This is a genomic window from Rhodococcus sp. 14C212, assembly GCF_011058195.1.
GTDB lineage: Bacteria > Actinomycetota > Actinomycetes > Mycobacteriales > Mycobacteriaceae > Rhodococcus > Rhodococcus aetherivorans.
Genome location: NZ_JAALEH010000030.1, coordinates 15073 through 34895, shown reverse-complemented (window position 1 = coordinate 34895; position 19823 = coordinate 15073). Strand labels below are relative to the sequence as shown.

20 protein-coding genes and 1 other RNA gene are annotated in these 19823 nt (G+C 70.2%); 10 read left to right on the top strand and 11 right to left on the bottom strand.

What is annotated here, in order from left to right; translation table 11 throughout:
* Positions 1 to 2: 2 nt before the first annotated feature.
* The 4 genes from G6038_RS15185 to rnpB all read right to left on the bottom strand — a co-directional run bounded on the left by G6038_RS15185 (position 3) and on the right by rnpB (position 2819).
* The gene (locus G6038_RS15185) at positions 3 to 605 is read right to left on the bottom strand and encodes a CHAP domain-containing protein (protein ID WP_165038674.1); all 603 of its coding nucleotides are present in this window, start codon (positions 603 to 605) and stop codon (positions 3 to 5) included.
* Complete coding sequence (locus tag G6038_RS15180) at positions 589 to 1998, bottom strand: RNB domain-containing ribonuclease (protein ID WP_165038673.1); 1410 nt, start codon at positions 1996 to 1998, stop codon at positions 589 to 591. Before G6038_RS15180 ends, G6038_RS15185 begins: the two co-directional genes overlap by 17 nt.
* Before the next feature lie 16 nt (positions 1999 to 2014).
* Positions 2015 to 2194, bottom strand: a complete 180-nt coding sequence (locus tag G6038_RS15175) for a hypothetical protein (RefSeq protein WP_165038672.1) — start codon at positions 2192 to 2194, stop codon at positions 2015 to 2017.
* A gap of 211 nt (positions 2195 to 2405) precedes the next feature.
* Positions 2406 to 2819, bottom strand: an RNA gene (gene rnpB, locus G6038_RS15170) — RNase P RNA component class A.
* A gap of 56 nt (positions 2820 to 2875) precedes the next feature.
* Between rnpB and G6038_RS15165 the strand changes: the two genes are divergently transcribed.
* Positions 2876 to 3400, top strand: coding sequence for a DUF1697 domain-containing protein (locus tag G6038_RS15165; protein WP_165038671.1), 525 nt, complete (start codon positions 2876 to 2878; stop codon positions 3398 to 3400).
* Between the two features lie 76 nt (positions 3401 to 3476).
* On the opposite strand, the gene G6038_RS15160 is transcribed toward G6038_RS15165, so the two are convergent.
* The 3 genes from G6038_RS15160 to G6038_RS15150 all read right to left on the bottom strand — a co-directional run bounded on the left by G6038_RS15160 (position 3477) and on the right by G6038_RS15150 (position 6534).
* Positions 3477 to 4580: a bifunctional RNase H/acid phosphatase gene (locus G6038_RS15160; RefSeq protein ID WP_165038670.1), complete on the bottom strand. Its 1104-nt coding sequence runs from the start codon at positions 4578 to 4580 to the stop codon at positions 3477 to 3479.
* Complete coding sequence (locus tag G6038_RS15155; protein ID WP_165038669.1) at positions 4577 to 5314, bottom strand: C4-type zinc ribbon domain-containing protein; 738 nt, start codon at positions 5312 to 5314, stop codon at positions 4577 to 4579. The genes G6038_RS15160 and G6038_RS15155 overlap by 4 nt, the downstream gene beginning before the upstream one ends.
* A gap of 86 nt (positions 5315 to 5400) precedes the next feature.
* Positions 5401 to 6534 (bottom strand): Nif3-like dinuclear metal center hexameric protein, encoded by a 1134-nt coding sequence (locus G6038_RS15150; RefSeq protein ID WP_165038668.1) that lies wholly within the window; start codon positions 6532 to 6534, stop codon positions 5401 to 5403.
* 80 nt (positions 6535 to 6614) lie between these two features.
* On the opposite strand from G6038_RS15150, the gene G6038_RS15145 reads away from it, so the two are divergent.
* The 4 genes from G6038_RS15145 to G6038_RS15130 are packed head-to-tail and all read left to right on the top strand — an operon-like array spanning position 6615 to position 9039.
* A complete protein-coding gene (locus tag G6038_RS15145; protein ID WP_165038667.1) occupies positions 6615 to 7316 on the top strand; it encodes an HAD hydrolase-like protein in 702 nt (233 codons plus the stop codon).
* Complete coding sequence (locus G6038_RS15140; RefSeq protein WP_029544276.1) at positions 7306 to 7773, top strand: low molecular weight protein-tyrosine-phosphatase; 468 nt, start codon at positions 7306 to 7308, stop codon at positions 7771 to 7773. The genes G6038_RS15145 and G6038_RS15140 overlap by 11 nt, the downstream gene beginning before the upstream one ends.
* 28 nt (positions 7774 to 7801) lie before the next feature.
* The gene (locus G6038_RS15135) at positions 7802 to 8656 is read left to right on the top strand and encodes an SURF1 family protein (protein ID WP_165038666.1); all 855 of its coding nucleotides are present in this window, start codon (positions 7802 to 7804) and stop codon (positions 8654 to 8656) included.
* A 23-nt stretch (positions 8657 to 8679) separates the two neighbouring features.
* Positions 8680 to 9039, top strand: a complete 360-nt coding sequence (locus tag G6038_RS15130) for a DUF5655 domain-containing protein (protein ID WP_165038665.1) — start codon at positions 8680 to 8682, stop codon at positions 9037 to 9039.
* Positions 9040 to 9261: 222 nt separating this feature from the next.
* On the opposite strand, the gene G6038_RS15125 is transcribed toward G6038_RS15130, so the two are convergent.
* From G6038_RS15125 to G6038_RS15115, 3 genes are all read right to left on the bottom strand, one after another.
* Positions 9262 to 11100 (bottom strand): long-chain fatty acid--CoA ligase, encoded by a 1839-nt coding sequence (locus G6038_RS15125; protein WP_165038664.1) that lies wholly within the window; start codon positions 11098 to 11100, stop codon positions 9262 to 9264.
* A 65-nt stretch (positions 11101 to 11165) separates the two neighbouring features.
* A complete protein-coding gene (locus G6038_RS15120) occupies positions 11166 to 12386 on the bottom strand; it encodes a lipase family protein (protein ID WP_346772824.1) in 1221 nt (406 codons plus the stop codon).
* A 137-nt stretch (positions 12387 to 12523) separates the two neighbouring features.
* On the bottom strand, positions 12524 to 14176 hold the full coding sequence (locus G6038_RS15115) for an MFS transporter (protein WP_165038663.1): 1653 nt from the start codon (positions 14174 to 14176) through the stop codon (positions 12524 to 12526).
* A gap of 541 nt (positions 14177 to 14717) precedes the next feature.
* On the opposite strand from G6038_RS15115, the gene G6038_RS15110 reads away from it, so the two are divergent.
* From G6038_RS15110 to G6038_RS15100, 3 genes are all read left to right on the top strand, one after another.
* Entirely contained in the window at positions 14718 to 15446 is a 729-nt protein-coding gene (locus G6038_RS15110; RefSeq protein WP_165038662.1) for a CBS domain-containing protein, read from the top strand.
* Positions 15447 to 15507: 61 nt separating this feature from the next.
* Positions 15508 to 15717 carry a hypothetical protein gene (locus G6038_RS15105; RefSeq protein WP_240918512.1) on the top strand — a complete coding sequence of 70 codons (210 nt, stop codon included), beginning with the start codon at positions 15508 to 15510 and terminating at the stop codon, positions 15715 to 15717.
* Positions 15718 to 15863: 146 nt separating this feature from the next.
* Positions 15864 to 16847: a hypothetical protein gene (locus tag G6038_RS15100; RefSeq protein ID WP_165038661.1), complete on the top strand. Its 984-nt coding sequence runs from the start codon at positions 15864 to 15866 to the stop codon at positions 16845 to 16847.
* A 24-nt stretch (positions 16848 to 16871) separates the two neighbouring features.
* Here the strand turns inward: G6038_RS15100 and G6038_RS15095 are convergent, their stop codons facing one another.
* Complete coding sequence (locus tag G6038_RS15095) at positions 16872 to 17681, bottom strand: hypothetical protein (protein WP_165038660.1); 810 nt, start codon at positions 17679 to 17681, stop codon at positions 16872 to 16874.
* Positions 17682 to 17819: 138 nt separating this feature from the next.
* On the opposite strand from G6038_RS15095, the gene G6038_RS31875 reads away from it, so the two are divergent.
* Both G6038_RS31875 and G6038_RS15090 read left to right on the top strand, forming a co-directional pair.
* The gene (locus G6038_RS31875; protein ID WP_276613849.1) at positions 17820 to 17948 is read left to right on the top strand and encodes a hypothetical protein; all 129 of its coding nucleotides are present in this window, start codon (positions 17820 to 17822) and stop codon (positions 17946 to 17948) included.
* A gap of 416 nt (positions 17949 to 18364) precedes the next feature.
* Complete coding sequence (locus tag G6038_RS15090; protein WP_165038659.1) at positions 18365 to 19798, top strand: DUF1254 domain-containing protein; 1434 nt, start codon at positions 18365 to 18367, stop codon at positions 19796 to 19798.
* Positions 19799 to 19823 lie beyond the last annotated feature (25 nt).

Sequence of the window (19823 nt, the reverse complement as noted above, 5' to 3'; positions counted from 1 at the left end):
CCTCACTCGAGGCGGCCGAACCCGACGACCGCCGAGTCGGACGTGAAGTCGACGGTGTGGACGCGGATGCGGCCGAGTTCGTTGCCGCCGACCGTCGTCGCGGTGTCGCCGTCGACCGCGACGACGATGTTGGTGTGCTGGCCGACCCACAGTTCGTTCTCGTACAGCACCACGTCGCCCACCGCCGGCCGGTAGCCGTCGGCGGCCGGTTCGAATCGGCCCACCGACTCGTAGTACTCCTGCAGGGTGTACACGCCGGGGATCCGCCAGTGCCCGGAATGCGGATTGGCCAGCGGCCGGTCCGCTTCCCGCATGATCCAGCTGACGAAGTTCGCGCACCAGGGCTCCTCCGCGCCCTCGGAGTAGAACGTCCCGGGCCGCTGCGCCCGGTGTTCGTCCCCGAGCAACTCCACGATCCGCGCCTGCGGGAGTGTCAACGCCGAGGCGTCCACTCCCGGGAAGTCGGCGGTGTCCCAGGGCAGGTACCTGCTCGGCATCGCGCGGAACACCAGCACCGCGAGGACCACGAGCACCGCCGTGAGGACCGCGACACCGACGAGCAGGCCCCGCTTCCGCCCGGCAGCGGCGTCACGCCGGGTACGCAAACCGCACCTTCCGGGCCTGCGGATCGGCGTGCGTCAGCCGGATCCGGATCCGGCTGCCCTCCTTCGGCTCGCCGGCGCACGGGGCGATCACGGTGGCGTCGGGCACGAACACCTCGGCGTCCCGGCGGCCGTTCGCCGCACGCAGGACCGTCGCATCGAACGACTCCCCCACGTGCGGGGCGAGGACCGTCGCCTCGGCGAGTTCGATGCACGCGCGGGTCACCCTCCCGGCGAGGGCGTCGGAGCCGGACATGGTCTCGGGAAGCTCCGGGAGCACGGCGCGCACCGGGTCCGGCACGTCGGTGCCCGCGCTGAGCGCCAGGCACACCTCCGTCACGAACCGGTCGGCCAGCCGTCGCAGCGGCGCGGTGACGTGTGCGTACGGCGCACCGATCGCCCCGTGTCCGGGCTGCTCCGGAATCTCACCGTCGAACGCCACGTACGACGCGCCGCGCAGCAGCGCCGGCGCCTCGCTCATCAGCACCAGGGTGCCGGGCAGGTTCACGTCGAGGCCGGCCAGGAAGGTACCCACCGGCACCTGGTCCGGCCACGGCACTCCCAGGGCGGCGGCGGTGCGCCGCAGCTGTGCCACGGCCTCGGGGGCGGCCGGCGGCAGGGTCCGCAGCAGCCCGATCCGCGCGTCGAGCATCAGTTGCGCCGCGCACATCCCGGTCAGCAGCGACACGTGGGAGTTCCAGTCGTCGACGTCGGTGCGCGGCTGGGTGGTCAGCCGCCAGCCGTTCCCGTCGGCGACCACGTCCTGCTCGGGCAGGCGCAGTTCGATCGCGCCGCGTCCCCGGGCCGCGGCCTCGCGGAGCCCGCCGAACTCGGGCAGTGCCGCGATCGACGGGTGCACGACCCCGGCGTCGACACCGGCCTGCACTCCGGCGTAGTCGAATCGGGCGACGGACCGGACCAGTGCGCGCCGCACGTTCACGTCCACGGGTTCGGCGGCGTCGTCGAGAACGATGCGCCACAGCGCCGCCGGACGCACGCGGCCGGGAAGGAGGCTGGCCGAATCCTCGGACAACGGCCGGGGGTGCAGCGGGACCGACCCGTCGGGCAGATAGTAGGTCTGTCCGCGGCGCCGGCTCTCCCGGTCGAGCGCGCCGTCGGGTGCGACGACGGCCGCGACGTCGGCGATCGCGTAGTGCAGGACGAAGCCGTCGACGGTGCGCTCGAGGTGCAGCGCCTGGTCGAGATCCATCGAGCCCGGCGGATCGATGGTCACCAGCGGCAGATCCGTGCGGTCCACCCGCGCGGCGGCCCAGCGGTCGACCGCGGCCTCGGCCTCGGCGACGGCGGGCAGGGGATAACTGTCGTCGAGCGCGAACTCGGCGCGGACGGCACCGAAGTCGATCGCGGGCGCGACGACGATGCGGGTGTTCGTCACCGTGCTGCGGAACCGCTCAGCGGTTCCACTCCTCGTCGGCCTCGTCCGCGGCCTTGTTGCGCTCGGCCGCGATCTCGAGCGCCCGTTCGGCGGTGGCGCGGTCCGGATACGGCCCCATGCGGTTCAGCGCACCGGGGTCCTTTCCCTGGCTGACCTTTCCGGTATGTACGTCGTAGTACCAGCCTTCGTCGCTCATGACGCCCAGTCTGCCCCAACCGGCGCCGAGTTTCGGGGTAACCCGCACGCGCGGCGCGGCTGGTACCGTCGGCCCCTGGTCCCCGCTCGACGACTCGAAAGGCACCGCATGTCGTACCTGCTCTACGACTTCCTGCTCCCCTATCTGGGGCACGAGGCCGCCTCCTACTGGGCGCACCTGCTGGTCGTCTCCCCGATCTGAGCCGGGTGGGCGGACGAGCCGGCCTGTAAGCCGGATCCTGTACCCCGCCGAGGCGGGGTGGCGACCATCCATCTGGGCACACCGTCGCCGGGTACCTCGAGCGGTTCACCCGCAGGCTCGGGCGAGCAGCCCTCGGACACCTGCGCAGCCGCACCGAACGAGTCGGTGCGGCCTTCAACCTTGCTCCGGGCGGGGTTTACCGAGCCGCCCCGGTCACCCGGGGCGCTGGTGCGCTCTTACCGCACCGTTTCACCCTTACCCACCCCGAGGGGTGGGCGGTCTGTTCTCTGTGGCACTGTCCCGCGAGTCACCTCGGGTTGCCGTTAGCAACCGCCCTGCTCTGTGGAGTCCGGACTTTCCTCGATCCAGGGCCTGGCACCGCCACGGTGCCGGTTCCCTGAGCCGCGGTCGCCCGGCCAACTCGTCCGCGTCGATCAGGGTACTGCCTCACCTGTCGCAAATGCGAACTACGGTACCGCCATGGCGAGATATGTGGCTCTGCTGCGGGGAATCAACGTCGGTGGCATCACCATCGCGATGGCGGATCTGAAGGAGGTGTTCGCCGGGCTCGATTTCGGCAACGTCCGCACCGTGCTCGCTTCGGGCAACGTGGTGTTCGATGCCGACACCGCCGACACCGCCGACGCGAAGGCGCGGATCGAGGCGGCGCTGCGTCATCGATTCGGGTACGAGGCGTTCGTGTTCGTCCACGCTCAGCCGGCCGTCGCGGCGATCGTCGACGCCTACCCGTTCGAGGAGCGCGACGGCCGGCACGCGTACGCGATGTTCGTCGCCGATCCCGCGGTTCTGGACGAACTGGCGGCGACGGCGAACGGTCTCGACCCGGCGGTCGAGCGCGTCGCCCGGGGCAACGGGGTCCTCTACTGGGACGTCGAGCGCGGGCAGACGGTCAAGAGCGCCTTCGGCCGGAACACGGGCAAACCGCGCTACAAGGCGGTGACCACGACGCGGAACCTGCGCACGCTCCGAAAACTCCAGGTGTGAGCGGCCGGGACGTTGCCGGCGGTGCGTCCTTCGGGCGGTGGGCGCGGCCCGAAGGACGCACCGGCGCCGACGGCGCCTACAGGTGCGAGGTGTCGTTGACCAGCCGCACGGCCGCGCCGCCGTCGGGATAGAACTCGGCGATGCTCAGCGACGCGAGGTCCAGGTGCAGTCGGTACAGCAGCGACGGCCCCGCGTCGAGCGCCATCCGTAGCAGCGTCTTGATCGGCGTGACGTGGGAGACGACAAGCACGTTCGCCCCGCTGTACTCCGCGACCAGATCGTCGCGGACGGTGGCGAGACGGCCGCGGACCTCGTCGAAGCTCTCCCCACCCGGCGGGCGCACCGACGTGTCCCCCAGCCAGCGCCGGTGCAGATCGGGATCGCGCTGCGCCGCCTCGAGAAAGGTCAGCCCCTCCCACTTGCCGAAGTCGGTCTCGATGAGGCCCTCGTGCACCGTCACGGGCAGACCGAGCGCCGACGCCGCGGCATCGGCCGTCTCCCGGGCCCGCCCGAGCGGCGACGACACCACCGCGGCGACGTTGCCGCGCTCGGCGATGCGACGGGCGGCCGCGCGCGCCTGCGCGCGGCCCAGTTCCGTCAGCGGCGGGTTGCCGCGGCCGGAGTAGCGGCGCTCCACCGACAGCGGGGTCTGCCCGTGCCGCAACAGCAGCATCCGGGTGGGCGTGCCGACGGCGCCGGTCCAGCCGGGCGATTTCGCCGGCGGGGCAGCCGATGCCGGTGCGGGTGAGGCGGATTCGGAACCCGAAGCGGCCGAGTCGGCAGCGTCCATCGCCTCGTTGGCGAGCCGGTCGGCGTGGGCGTTCTCCGCGCGCGGCACCCAGGTGAACTCGACCCGCGCGAATCCCCGGGCCAGCTCGCGGGCGCGGGCGGCGAGCGGAATCATGTCCGGGTGCTTGATCTTCCAGCGGCCCGACATCTGCTCGACGACGAGCTTGGAATCCATCCGGACGTCGACCTCGTCGGCCCCGAGTTCGGCGGCGGCGGTCAATCCGGCGATCAGGCCCTGGTATTCGGCCACGTTGTTGGTGGCGCGGCCGATGCTCGCGCTGCGCTCGGCCAGCACCGTCTCGTGGTCGGCGCCGAAGACCACGGCACCGTAGCCGGCGGGGCCCGGGTTGCCGCGCGAGCCGCCGTCGGCCTCGACAACTACCCGGCTCAAATCCCGGATTCCTTGGTACGCACCAGGATCGCGTTGCACTCGGGGCAGCGTACGAGGGTCTCGGGGGCGGCGGCGGCGATGCGAGAGATCTCGCCGCGGTCGAGCTCGAGGCGGCATGCGCCGCACTGGCGCGCCCGCAGCAGGGCCGCGCCGATGCCCGTCTTCGTCCGCTGCGCCTCGTACTGGTCGACCAGCTCGGCCGGGAACGCCTCCACGAGTGCCGCGCGGTCGCTCAGGCACCGCTGCTCGGCGACCTCGATGTCGGCGAGCGCCTCGTCGCGCAGGCGGGCGGCGTCGGCGAGTTCCTCGTCGACGCTCGACAGCCGCGCGCCGGCATGGTCGTGATCGGCCTTGGATGCCTCCCGGCGTTCCATGACCTCGAGCAGCTCGTCCTCGAGCAGGGCCTGCCGGCGTTCGAGGCTGGTCAGCTCGTGCTGGAGTTCGGACAGCTGCTTGGCGCCCACGCTGCCGGCGGCGAGGAGCGTGCGGTCGCGTTCCTCCCGCTGGCGGACCGCCTCGACCTCCCCCTCGAGCTTGCGGATGTCGCGGTCGAGGTCGTCGAGGATGATCTCGACGGCGACGGCGGCGTCCCGGCGCGCGGTGCGTTCCGCCTCGAGCCGCTCGACCTCCTGCTGTTCGGGCAGGGTGCGGCGCCGGTGCGCCAGGCGGGTCACCTCGGCGTCCACAGCGGCGAGGGCCAGGAGCTTGGACTGCACGGCGGGTTCGACGTTCACTCGGCGGGTTCCTGCTTTCGGCGGCGAGATCAAGGGGGGTGGTAGCTGCCTACCGTACCGCGCGGCCGGTCACGGGGAACCCGGACCTACCGGGCGGCGGTGGTCCAGGGATCGGTGCGCAGCGCGCTGACGCGGGTCGACCAGCCGTCGCGGTCGGCGAACGCGTCGTCGAGCACACCCTTCGCCTGGGCGCACCACGGGTACTCGCTGGCCCAGTGCGCGACGTCGACAAGCGCGGGGCCGCCGGCGCGCAGGTGCTCGTCGGCGGGATGGTGCCGCAGGTCCGCGGTGACGTAGGCATCGACGCCGAGCCGGCCGACGGCGCCGAGGAAGGAGTCGCCGGAGCCGCCGCACACCGCAACGGTGCGGATCATCCGGTCTGGGTCGCCGGCACCGCGCACCCCCCACTCGGTGGCCGGCAGCGCGGCCGCGACCCGCTCGGTGAACTCGTGCAGCGTCTGCGGCGCCGGGAGTTCACCGACCCGGCCCAGACCTCGCGAGCCGGGCAGATCGGCGAGTTCGAGCACGTCGAACGCGGGTTCCTCGTACGGGTGCGCCGCGCGCAGGGCAGCAAGCACCCGGCCGCGCACCGACCGCGGGGCCACGACCTCGATGCGGTCCTCGGCCACGCGTTCGAGTTCGCCGACGGTGCCGACCGCCGGATCCGCCCCGGCCCCGGGACGGAACTGTCCGGTCCCGGAGGTGGTCCAGGAGCACTCGCGATAGTTGCCGAGCCGGCCCGCGCCGGCGTCGAACAGGGCGGCGCGCACCGTCTCGGTCGAGTCGGCGGGCACGAGGACCACCCACTTGTCGACGGCCGGTTCGGGCTTGGGCTCGATCGGCCGCAGGCCGGTCAGGCCGAGCGCCTGTGCCAGCGCATCGGACACGCCCGGGTCGGCACGGTCGGCGTTGGTGTGGGCGGTGAACAGCGCACAGCCGCCGCGGATGAGCCGATGGATCAGGGCGCCCTTCGGGGTGTGCGCGCCGACGGTGTCGACGCCGCGCAGCAGCAGCGGATGGTGCACGAGGAGCAACTGCGCACCCCAGGCGAGGGCTTCGTCGACGACGGCGGCGGTGGCGTCGACCGCGAGCAGTACCCTGCTCACGGCCTCGGAGGGGTCACCCGCGACCAGCCCGACGGAGTCCCACGATTCGGCCAGCGACGGTGGGTAGGCCGTCTCGAGCACGTCGATCACCTCGCGCAGCGTCACCGCGGTCATCGCTCCTCCTCCGTCGTCTCCCCGGATGCTGCCCGTGACCCTACGCGGCGGGCTTCGCCGGGAGCCGGGACAATGGGCACGTGACGACTCTCGCCGACCTGCACCCACTGCTGTTGCCCGCGCCCGTCGTGCTGTTCGACCTCGACGGCACCCTCACGGACTCGGCGGCCGGCGTGCTCGACGGGTTCCGGCATGCGCTCGCCACGGTGGGCGTTCCGGAACCGGCGCACGACGAGCCGCAGCGGGTCCTCGGTCCGCCGATGATCGACACACTGCGCGGGCTCGGTCTCGACGAACAGCAGGTGGCTCGGGCCCTGACCGCGTACGTCGAGCGCTACGACGCGCGCGGCTGGGCGGAGAACTCCGTGTTCGACGGGGTGGCGGCGATGCTCGAACGGGTGCGCGACGCCGGCAGCCGGCTCGCCGTCGCGACGTCGAAGAACCAGGGCTTCGCCGTCCGCATCCTCGAGCACTTCGGGCTGGCCGACCACTTCGAGTTCATCGGCGGCGCGAGCGACGACGGGAGCCGGCGGGCGAAGTCGGACGTGATCGCGCACAGTCTGGCGTCGCTCGGGGTGGACCCGGTCGCCGCCGAGGACGGCGGCACTGCGGGCGTGGTCATGGTCGGCGACCGCGAGCACGACGTGACGGGCGCGGCGCGGTGGGGTATTCCGACGGTGTTCGTCGAGTGGGGGTACGGCGCGGCCGACGAGGCGGCCGTCGCGCACCGGTCCACGGCGAGCGTCGGCGAACTGACGAGAGTGCTGACCGGTGACCGCTGAGCGCCTGCACGTGACGTTCGTGTGCACCGGCAACATCTGCCGGTCGCCGATGGCCGAGAAGATCTTCGCCGAGCACCTCCGCCGGGCCGGTCTCGCCGAGCGCGTGCGGGTCACCAGCGCCGGCACCGGCGACTGGCACGCCGGCGAGGACGCGGATCCACGCACCACGGACCTGTTGCGGCGGCACGGCTACCCGACCGGGCACTGCGCCCGGCGCGTGACCGACGAGCAGCTCGCCGCCGATCTGGTGGTCGCACTGGACGCCGGCCACGACCGGGTGCTCGCGCAGCTCGGGGTGCCCGCCGAGCGCCGGGTGCTGCTGCGCAGCTTCGACCCGGACGCCGAGGGCGAGTCGGTACCGGATCCGTACTACGGCGACCGGCACGAGTTCGAACTGGTGCGGCGGCAGATCGAGGCGGCGATCCCGGGCCTGCTCGACTGGGTGCGACGGCAATGAGGCCCGCGTCACCGGCTACCGTGGTTACGTGCAACGACTGACGTTCCTGCTCCGCCCGAGCTGGCTGGTGCTGGCCTTGGTGGTGGGCGGCTTCGCCTACGCGTGCTTCACCGTGCTCGCGCCGTGGCAGCTCGGCAAGAACACCACCACCGAGGAGCGCAACGACCGGATCACCGCCTCGCTGGCCACGGAACCCGTGCCGGTGGAGGAGCTGCTGACCGGCCCCGCGCCGGCACCGGAGGACGAGTGGCGGCGCGTCGTCGCGACCGGCTCCTACGTCCCGGATGCGGACCTGCTGGTGCGGTTGCGCAGCGTCGAGTCCTCCCCCGCCTACGAGGTGCTCACGCCCTTCCGGCTCGCCGACGGCCGCACCGTCCTGGTGAACCGTGGATACGTGCGCCCGGAGCGAGGCACCGAGATCCCCGCGTTCGCCCCGGCACCGGCCGGTCCGGTGACCGTCGACGCCCGCCTCCGGATGTCCGAGGGGACCGCCGAGGGCAAGCTCCCGTTCCGCGACGCCGGCCACACCCAGGTCTACTCGATCGACCCTGCACAGATCACGGCGTTCACCGGCCTGGAGCTCACGGGCGGATACCTGCAGCTGTCCGAGAACCAGGCCGGGGGGCTGGGCACGATCCCGTTGCCGCAGCTCGACGCCGGCCCCTACCTGTCGTACGGGCTGCAGTGGGTGGCGTTCGGGATCATGGCCCCGCTGGGCCTGGGGTACTTCGTGTGGGCGGAGCTGCGCGAGCGCCGCAAGCGGAAGAACCCGGCGCCGGCTGCCGGACCCGAGGCCGAACCGGTGCCCGTTCCGGCGGAGCGCACCCCGGCGGAGCGCAGCACCGAAGACAAACTCGCCGACCGTTACGGCCGGTCCCGTTGAGCCACCCAGGCGAGGAGCCCGCGATGCACGCGACGATCGACGACTACCTGGCCGACAAGGACGCCGCCGCCGTCGACATGTTCTGCCGGCTCCGCACGCTCGTGCTCGGCCTCGGCGACGACGTCGAGGAGCAGGTCCGCCCCGCCGAGGTGCGGTGGGGGCGCGGTCGTGTGTTCGCGGCGGCGTTCGTCTATTCGTCGCGGCTCGAGATCGCGATCGACCTGCCGCGGCGGGTCCATCACCCGCAGCTGCGGGAGGCCTTCCCGACCACCGGAAAGGTGACGACCCATCGGTTGAGCATCGCCACCCCGGATCAGCTCGACGACGGCGTCGTCGCGCTGCTGGCGGAGGCGTACGAGACGGTCGGCACAAGTACCCGGTAGCAGGTCCCGCAGGACACCGGACCAGGACGACGGTGGTTCAGGACCGCCGCGACCGGTGCATCCCTCGGCCATGACCGAGAACACCGGAAACCCGGAATAGTACGACGCTTCCCAGGACCCCGACGCCGACCCCGAGCAGCTGAAATCGAGCGCCCGGACCCAGCCGGACCAGGCCGAGGGCGAGGACGATGCGGGGCAGGGTGCCGGACCCGGCGACGGACGTCAGACGTAGAGCTGCTCGATCCGGTCGGCGTAATTGTCGACCACCAGCTTGCGGCGCAGCTTCATGCTGGGCGTCAGGTCCCCCGCCTCGATGGACAGCTCCCGATCGAGGACGGTGAACTTCTTGATCTGCTCCCAGCGGTTGAGCCGATCGTTGAGCCGGTCGATGCACCCGGCGATCAGCTCGCGGGTCCGCTCGTCCCGGGCGATCTCGCCGAACTCCCTGCCGGCCATGCCGTTCTTGTCCGCCCAGTCGGTGATCGCCTCGGCATCGAGACCGACGAGGGCGACGCAGTAGGGCCGGCTCTCGCCGTACACGACGATCTCGCTGGCGTAGGGGCAGATGCCCTTGAAGGTGGCGGAGATCGCGGACGGCGCGACGTACTTGCCCTGACTGGTCTTGAACAGATCCTTCTTGCGGTCCGTGATCCGCAGGAAACCGTCGGCGTCGAGTTCCCCGATGTCGCCGGTGTGGAACCAGCCGTCGGGTTCGAGGGCCTCCGTTGTGGCGTCGGGCCGCTCGTGGTAGCCGTCCATGACGCCCGGCCCGCGCAGGAGTACCTCCCCGTCGTCGGCGATCCGCACCTCCGTGCCCGGGAAGGGCCAGCCGACGGTGCCGAGCCGGTACGCGTACGGGCGGTTGATGAACGACGCGGCGGACGTCTCGGTCAGGCCGTACCCCTCGAGGATGATGATGCCGGCTGCGTCGAACCACTGCGCCACGGCACGGTCGAGCGGGGCCGCCGCCGAGACGAAGAACCGCAGGCGACCGCCGAAACGCTCCTTGATGGTGGAGAACACGAGACGGTCGGCGAGCCGGTACCGGAGCCTGTCGAGGCGAGACGGTGCGCGGTCCTCCTGCCGGGCCTGCGAGACACGCAGTCCGACGCCGAAGGCCCAGTCGAAGATCTTCTTCTTCGCCCCGCCCTCCTCGGCGATCATCGCCTCGATGCGGGCGTGTGCCTTCTCGAAGATGCGCGGTGCCGCGCCCATGAAGGTGGGGTGCACGACGGCGAGGTTCTCGACGATCTTCTCCACGCGGCCGTCGATCACGGTGGTGAAACCGATCTGCAGGGGCAGCGCCAGCATGACCTTGCCGAAGGCGTGCGACAGCGGCAGCCAGAGGAAGTTCAGATCGTCGGGACCGAGGATGTTCACCGCGTCGACGGCCGCAGCCGTGTACGTCCACCCCGAGTGCGGCAGCAGTACGCCCTTCGGCTTCCCGGTGGTGCCGGAGGTGTACATGATGCTGGCGAGCTGTTCGGGCCGGATCGCCTCGACCCGGTCGGCGACGACGCGGGGCGACTCGGCGAGCAGTTTCCGGCCTCTGTCCTCCAGGTCGGCGAGGGTGATGACCCAGTCCCCGTCGCCCTCGCCGTCGATGACCACCACCGTCCGCAGCTTCGGCAGGTCGGCGCGGTGGGCGGCGAGCTTGTCGATCTGGGTCCGGTCCTCCGCGACCACGACGGCGCTGCCCGAATTGGCGACGATGAAGGCGACGTCGGGGGCGTTGGTCGTGGGATAGATCGTGGTGGTCGCGGCGCCGGCGCACATCACCGCAAAGTCGGCGAGCACCCATTCGTACCGGGTCGACGACGCGACCGCGACCGGATCCTCGGGCTGCACCCCCAGGGCGATCAGGCCCGCGGCGAGCGTGTCCACACGGTCGCCGACCTGGCGCCAGGTCACGCTCTCCCAGCCGTCGCCCTTCGGGTACCGGAAGGCCTCGGCCTCGGGCGTCGCCGCGACCCGGTCGACGAACAGCCGGGCCACCGACGGCGCCCGGTTGTCGAGCTTCGAAGAGTCCACCGGTTCGTCCGCCACCCGCAGCTCGGCCATGCGCCGAGTGTAGGACCACCCCGATACCGACGTGGGCAGTTGCGCAAACCCGGGTGCGGGGCGTGTCAGCAGGTGCTGGGCGGAGGCTCGTCGCGGAACCGCGCGTCGACCCAGTCGAGGGCCGGGAACAGGCCGAGGGCGGCGGCGGAGAGGTGGTCCGGGGTCGGGGTCAGGAGGGTCTGCACCGGCAGGCCGGCTGCGCAGTAGCGGCGCATCGTGTCGACCACGGAGTCGACGGGGATCAGCGCATCCGTCGGGCTGTGCCATTCGAATATCGGCGCCTTCGGCACGCCGGGATACAGCTCCAGGCTGTTCTCCTCCATCACCGTCCGCGCTTCCGGGTTGTCGAGGAAGTGCTGGTTGTCGGTCATCTCGGCGGCACTGCGACCGACGCCCCAGAACATGATCTCGTTGGTGCATCCGTTGGCGATCAACTGTTTCAGCCAGTGCCCCTGGGCATTCAACTGCGGAGTGACGTGGATGCGGGCGGGATACTCGCGTTCGAGCCCGAGGGCGGCAGCCATGGCGAGGCCGAACGCCGGGTGCGGCGCGGTGCCCAGGCTCTCGGCCATCTTCACCAGGTTCATCGGGACCCCGCCTTCGGCCGCTCCCACGATGTTCAGCTCGGGGGCGTATTCCGGCGCCAGTGCCGCGGCCCACGACGTGGCCATCCCGCCACCCGAATAGCCGCCGAGCGCGACCTTGCTGTGCGCCACCTGCAGTTCCGGCACTCGTTGCACGGCGCGGATTCCGTCCAGCGTGACCCGGCCACCGAGCTTGGCGGCGCCGTACGCCATCCGCGGGCCGAGATGGTCGGGCAGCGCCACCGCCCATCCGCGTGCCAACGCGAGATTGAGGCCGGCGGCCTCCCGGATCTGGTGCAACGGATGGCTGGTGTAGAGCTGGGAGACGATCTTGCACTTGTGCCCGAGCGCGTTGATGATGTGCTGATACGACAGCAGCGGTCCGTTCGGCACGTGATGCGCCGGCCGCACGAAGGTCGTGTTCGCCGCGATGGGCCGATCCTGCGAATCCGTGGTGCGGAACAGCACCTCCCACACCGTGCTGCCCGGGAAGTAGTACGACGGCGGCAACTGCCGGACCCGCAGCACATCGCCCGGCGCGCGGGCCGCGAGATCGGCCGGCGCGGCGTAGAACCGGTCCGGGTCGGGAACGGGCAGCAGCGGTTCGGCGCCCGAACCGCCGGCACCGGACAGGGTCGCTACGAGTGCGAGCGCGACGGCGAACACAGCGCTACGGACGGATCGGCGAATCACGAAAGCCACGGCACACCCCACCACCACCCGGACGTCGGACCGGGACCGACTATGCCAGACGCATGCACTCCCGGTGCGTGAAAGACACGGTTCCGCCAAGGAACTCGTGCCGGGGGCACGCGACGCGCGGGTGGCGCGGCCACCCGTCACCGACCCCGCGCAGGTACCCGCGGGAGTCGTAGCGCGACAACGAAGCCGACGGTCGACATGAAGGCCATGGCGCCGACGGCGACGGTCAGGGCCCGGTTCCTGGCGTCGGCGTTGATCCGCACGAGCTCGTCGGCATCGGGACCCCCGACGCCCCGCGACGCGAGATTGGCACCGACCTGGTCGTCGCTGAGCGCGGTGACCTGAACCTGCTGGTCTACCGTCTGCCGGACGAACTGCTTCTCCGCGGCGTTCAGCACGGCGCTGTCGTCCACCCCGGACTGGAACGAGTAGATCAGCGCCGTCGTCATGAACGCACCGGCCAGTGCCACTCCGAGTGAGCTCCCGAGGTAGTTGATGCTCCGCGACAGTCCCGTCACGTCGCTCATCTCCTCGGCCGGCGGCGTCGACTGGATCAGGTCGGTCAGCGTCATCGTCATGCCCTGGCCGACACCGAGGAGGAAGAGTCCCGGCGCGAGCGCCAGGCCCGTCGCGGTCTGCCCCGTCTCGCCCGGGTCGAACATGGCGGCCACCGCGACGCAGCCCGCGATCATGAACAGGAACGACCACAGCTGGGCGGCCCGATGGGTCATTCGGCGGCCGGCGACGAGCCGCGCCGCCGCCGAGGCGGCGATGATCAGCCCCAGCGTCACGGGCAGCATTGCCAGGCCGCTCCACAGGGCGTCGAAACCCAGCGTCGTCTGCAGGAAGACCGGCACCAGGAACAGGACACCCGCGGTCACCAGCGCCTGCATCGCCAGGGTCTCCGAACCGGCCCGCGTCGTCCGGTTTCGCAGCACCGCGATCCGCACCAGCGGATCACGACCGTTCGTCACGAGGTGGTGCTCCCATACGGCGAACGCGACCAGGACCACCAGCCCGGCGCCGCCCAGCACGAGCACGGGCGACACCCCACCCCGTTCGAGCACCGTGTACCCGAGCACCTCGAAGTCCTGCCGGGCCCGGACCAGGCCGTACCGGCCGGCCAGCAGGGTCCCGACGACGAGCAGTCCGAATCCGGTCGCGGACAACACCGCTCCCGGGACGTCGAACCGACGATCCTCCGCCGGAACGCTGCGTCGTCCCGGTTCGGCGACCCGGCGCATGAGCAGCAGCACGACAACCGTCACCACGGTTCCCATGAGGAACGACACCCGCCAGCTCAGGTAGCTGGTGATCACGCCACCGACGATGGGGCCTGCCGCCGCGGCGACTCCGCCGACCGTCCCGATCGTCGACAGAGCCCTCGTCCGCGTGGCGCCGGTCAGGGCGTCGGTGAGCAGGGCAAGCATGGCCGGGATCATGAGTGCCACGCCGATCCCTTGGAGCAGGGACCAGCCGACCAGCATGAAGGCGATATTCGGGCCGACGGCAGTGACGAGCGTGCCGAGCCCGAAGATCTCCGCGCCGAGGACGAAGGTTCGTCGGTAGCCGAGGCGGCCTCCGAGTTTGCTGCTCGTGATCAGGAACGCAGCGATGACGAGGGAATACAGCGATATTGCCGACTGTACGGCGGTCAGGGTGGTCTGCAGATCCGCGACTATGGCCGACATGGCCACGTTCATGGCGGTCGAGTTGTAGACCATCAGGAAGTTCTGGACCGCGAGGGGGAGGAACAGGGCCCTGAGGTCCGGTTCCCACCGGCTCACCATTTGTCGAGTCCCGGCGCGACGAGGCTCTCCCAGCGGCAAAACCCCTGGGAGGAGCGTGCCGGCGCACCCGTCTGCCCGCGGGCCCCCGCAGAAATCGACCGCTGCCGCGGCAGCGACGGAAGGGCGATGCCCGGAAAAGCGGGTGCAACCCCGGCGGTCAACGTTGCGGTACCACGCAGGCGCACGACGAGCCTCGATTCTGCCCGTGGCCGGTGGCACCACCACCGGCCCGTGCGTTCGACGGTACGAGCTCCGGACGGCCGGACGGCGAGAATCGGCGGCGTGCCTGGCTCCGCCGTTCGCCGACGATTTCGCGACTCCGTTCGGTCTGGGCCACAACAGGTCCGAAGGGTCGAACCGGGCGGGGTCGGTCGGGCGGTGTGCTGATCGGAGACACCCGGCCGGCTGCCGGCTCCCCGAGCGGCCCTCGGCGGTAGGTATCCGCGAAGGCGGAGGATGGGAGTCCTACAGACGCGTCACATCTCATCGATGCCCACTCCCGTCTGCGAAGGGCAGACCTGTCTCAGGAAGATGGAACGTAATGGACGAGGTAAGCGGTGCGATCCGATTCCTGGCCGCCTTCACCGCGATCGAGAACCATTTCAAGTGGAGGCTCCAGACCGACGACGGCCGGACCGGCTTCGTCAGGATGGCCGAGGAATACGCGCGGCGACACCACACCCGGCTCGATCTGCCGGCGTTGCGCGCGTTCGCCGATCTGCGTAACGCCCTGGTGCACCACGACTACTACGGCGGCAGACCCGTTGCCGACCCGGTGCCGGAGATCGTCGAGGCGATCGAGAGGCTGCGGGACAAGATCATCAGTCCGCCGACGGTGCTGCACGTGCTCCCGCAACGTCCTCTCGCGTCTTTCGGGCTGGACGATCCGCTCCGCTCGGTCCTCGAGGAGATCCGCCGGCACGACTACTCGCAGTTTCCCATCTACGACGACCGCACCTACCGTGGTCTGCTGACCACCAACTGCATCGCACGCTGGCTCGCGCACCGCCTGGCCACCGACGAGATCGTCGAAGGCGAGACCGTGGGTGCGGCGCTGGAGTTCGTCGAGCCCCACGATCGAGCCGTCCATCTGTCCCGCAAGACGACCGTGCCGCAGGCCATCAAGAAGCTCTCCCCACCCGCCGACGGCGGACTCCCGCCGACCGCCCTGATCATCACGCACAGCGGCAAGCCCCACGAGAGCCCCCTGTCCCTCGTCGTCGCGGACGACCTGCCGGTCCTGGTTGCCGCGATGGGCGCGGGAACATGACCGGGCACATGGCCGATACTCCTGTCGACGGCGGGAACTCGATTCCGACCAGGAGGTCCCCGTGAGACCCGGCGAAGTTCGGCTCGGCCAGGGAGTCTGGTGGGCCGAGGAGTATTGGCGGGTGATGGGCGTCTACGACGAGGGCAGGCTGCTACGCCTGGCGAGACCGACCCACTACGAGGACGGAAGCTTCTCGTTCACCGAAAACGTGGTCAACGACGTACCCGTCGAGTTCGTCTCGCCCCCCGACTCGCGTGGACCCGGGTCGTAGCAGGCGACGACAACGCCACTCCGGGGCACGAAGGCCTCGCGGAGGACGTTTGTCGATGCGATCGACCCCCTCACTCGCACGTCGAACAGTCCTCACGCTCTGCAACCGGACCCGGCAGATCGGCCCCGTACACCACCGGAGGAATCGTGAAAATCACTCTGCCCAACGGCATCGTCATCGAGGACGACGACCCATCCGCTGCCGCGGCCGCGGCCGCTGCCCTCGCGGGCCTCGCACCCGTCGTTGACGATGCCGGTCCCGCCCCGAATGACGTGCCGGACGAAGGATCCGCCGGTTGCTCGGAGGACGGGGCACTCGAAGCCCTGCACATCGCGCGTGCTCGACGGAAGCCGGTGACCGTCACGTACCTCGCCAGGAGATGGGGCATCACCCCGGAGGACGCCCTGGAGCGACTCGCGATGCTTGTCGTGAGGGGCCGGGTCGAGCAACTGTCCGACGGCATCTACCGCCCGACCGACAACGTCGACGAGAGCGAGTGTCAGAACATCGCGGCGATGAATGCCGGCACCCCGGCCGAAGAGTCCGAGACGGTGCCCTCCGCGGAGCCCGACCCCTTCGATGCGATCATGACTTTCAGGCGTGAGGTGCAAGCCCTGCTACCGACCCGACGCGACCGCGAGAGCTACGACCTGTTCGTCTCCCGACGCAAGCGGCTGTCGAGTGCGCGTGCCGCTGCGCTGCTCGAGCTGTCCCCCGCCGCGACAGGGGTACGGCTGCCGAAGCGGAAGCCGAAGAACCGCACCAGGCCCAGCCCGCCGAGGCCGCACATCGCCTGTCCGTCGACCACCGTCGGGCGATACAGTCTCGGCTCGACGACGACCGCGACCGGCAAACCTTCGAGTTGTTCGTCGAGAACGACGCCTTCCAGTCGGAGGGCACCGTCGCCGGTTCGCTCTTCATCACCCGCCGTGAGGCCGAGGACCGGCTGCAAAGACTGGTTGAGCGCGGAGTCATCGGACGCAAACCAACTGGCTACGGGACCTACAACCGCTACTACGCCCTCGACTGACTTTCTCCGAGTGCCGGCAGCAGACGAACAGCGCTGGGCTGCATCCTTCAGGCGCTCGACCTGCGGCGCGGCTGAGAGGGCGGGGACGACCACGCGGTAGCCGACGGAACGGCACCTCCGGGCGTCAGTCGCCGGTCCCTCCGAACTCGGGAGGGGTGTCGCGGTAGGTGAACGGTTCCAACGTCACCGTTGCGCCGGTGCCTTCGTCACCGTCGACGAGTTGGGCCGCCGTGGCTCGGAATTCCACGCCGACGGTCTTCACGTACCCGTCCGCCTCCCACTGCCCGACCCTCCACCGCAGGTAGTCCCGCAGATCGTCCAAGCTCGCGAAGAACGTCACCGACTTGGGTGCGAGAACCACGCCGTCCTGCCGCCACGACTCTTCCAGGCCGTAGTAGCCGCGGGTGTGGCCGGCCCAGACCTCGTCGAGGGGCACGATCAATTCACTGGGATCGCGTATCGGAACAGGACGCCATCCGTCCTGTGCGGGCTTGCCCTCGAGCACACGATCGGGTGCGCCACTGAGCGTCACGAGGGCCTGCATCTCGGCATCCGGCAGTTCGCGGAACACCGCGGGGCCGTTGACTGCATTCGAGCTCTCCAGGGGCGTCCCCGCTTTTCGCTCGTGCACCGGGAACGCCGGCGTCAGCCAGTGGATGGGCTGCAAGTAGATTCTGCGAACGCCGGGCTCCCCAGTCAGCTTGGTGACCGTGCAGAACCCGACCACGGACTTCGAATCGGTCTGATAGGCCGCCACCACGTCCCCGGCCGTCACTTCTTCGGCGAGATGCTTGGACACCTCGCCCGACAACGTCGAGTAGTCCCCGCCCCACTCGACAGGGGCACCTCGACTGAACACGCCCCGTAGCCAGTCACCGCAGTATACGGACGGCCCGCCTTCCGCGGCATTGCATTTGTAGAGCCAGAACCCCATCTCTACCTCTCCCGGTGACCGCAACGGACCGAAGCTGGGCCTTCCAGTCCGGGGTAACCTCGCGAACTCCTCCTACCCGTTTCTGTGCCTTTCAAAAGCGGCGGGCCATCGATTGGGAGAATCGGCCGCCGGTGGCCGGTGCCGCCCGCACAGGTCGCTGTCGGCGAATTCTGCTTCGACATCCAGGCGGAGGACGACAACGGCCGCACCGTCATCATCGAGAACCAACTCGAGCGAACCGATCACGGGCACCCGGACAGAGCCTGATGTACGCAGCCGGCTTCGACGCCGCGGCCATCGTTCGGGTCTCGACACGGTTCGGTGAAGATCACCGAAGCACGCTCGACTGGCTCAACGAACGCACTGACAGCTCGTCGCCTCTTCGACGACGACCTCGAGGTGGTCGCGCGAGCGCCCTCTCGGAGGCGCAAGCTCGCCAGATCGGCCGGCGTCCTCCAGGTCGGCCTCACCCAGGTGAGTGTGCTCCTTCCACCCAAGGCAGCGGTTCACGAACGCCACCGTTGGCGCCCTCGAGTCCGTAACGGGTGTACCACGCCGTCACCTGTTCTCTCGTCAATCCGGCAGACAGTGAGGGCAGGAATGGCCCATCCTTGGTGAGTGGCGCGAGCGGTCGGGTCGGCGGCGGACCATCCCGGCAAGGGCTGTCGACACAGGAGGACTCGATGACCTCACATGCGAACAGCACCCCGATTCCGCCTGGTATCGAGGTGCCGGACGAGGTCCGCACCCGGTTGGGCACGCTGCGGTTCTTCGACGGCTTCCCGGACGACGAGACGACCCGGACGTTGTTCGACAACCTGGACTTCCAGCGGGCGGTGCAGGCGTATCTGCTGGCCCTGCCGGCGCCGAGCGTGGCAGCGGTGCGTAAGGCGCTGCTGGCGTGGGGTCCGGCCAACTCGACCATGGCGATCTGGGAAGATCTGGTCTACCCGCGCAGCGTGGTCCTCACCGGCAACAACAACACCTCGTACAGCACCATGCTGATCGACCTGCACGACGGCCCGCTTGTTCTCGAAAGCCCACCGGGCGTGCTGGGCATGATCAACGATTCCTGGCAGCGGTGGGTCGTCGACATCGGCCTGACCGGGCCGGACAAGGGCCAGGGCGGCAAGTACCTGTTCCTGCCGCCCGCGTACGACCGAGAAGTCCCCGACGGTTACTTCGTGGTGCGGCCGCGCACCTACGTCCTGTGGCTGATGTGGCGGGGCTTCCTCGACGAGCACGGCGATCCCCACCCCGGTGTCGAGACCGTCAAGGCCACGACCCGGGTCTATCCGCTGGCAGAGGCCGCCGACCCGCCGCCGCTCCGTTTCGTGAACACGTCCCCCGAATCGATCGTCTTCGTCCCACCCGCCGGGTATCGGGCGTGGGAGCTGCTCGCCGAGACCGTCCAGTCCGAGCCGCCCGAGTCGTCCGATCCCCTCACGCTGGGGATGTTCGCCTCGCTCGGCATCCGGCACGGCCAGCCGTTCGACCCCGACGAGCGGATGCGGGCCATCCTCACCGAAGCCGCCGCCGTGGGTGACGCCACCGCCCGCGCCCTCGCTTACCGGTTCCGCCGGCCGGAGTCCTACTACTACCCGGACAGTGCCTGGCGCACCGGGTTTCTCGGCGGTTACCGCTTCCAGGAGGACGGCGTCGCCCTGCTGGATTCCGCTGCCCAGTACTACTTTGTGGGGGCATTGATCAGTCCGGCCCTCGAGGTCGAGATGATCGGCACCGGATCCCAGTACGCCTTCGACTTCGTCGATGCCGAGGGCGCGCACTTCGACGGCGGCAAGACCTACCGGCTGCACGTGCCCGCGAATGTTCCGGCCGTCGACTTCTGGTCCGTCATCGCCTACGACACCCAGACCCGCTCGATGCTGCAGATCGGACAGGACTGGCCGTCGATTTCCAGTCAAGACGAGGACCTCGCCCCGAACGACGACAGCTCGGTCGACGTCCACTTCGGTCCCGAACGGCCCAAGGACAGCCGAAACTGGATCCAGACGCTGCCCGGCAAGAGCTGGTTCGTGGCATTCCGGCTCTACGGTCCGCTGGAACCGTGGTTCGACAAGACATGGAGACTGCCCGACATCGAACCGCTCGGGTAGCGACCGGAAATGGTCGGCCCTGACG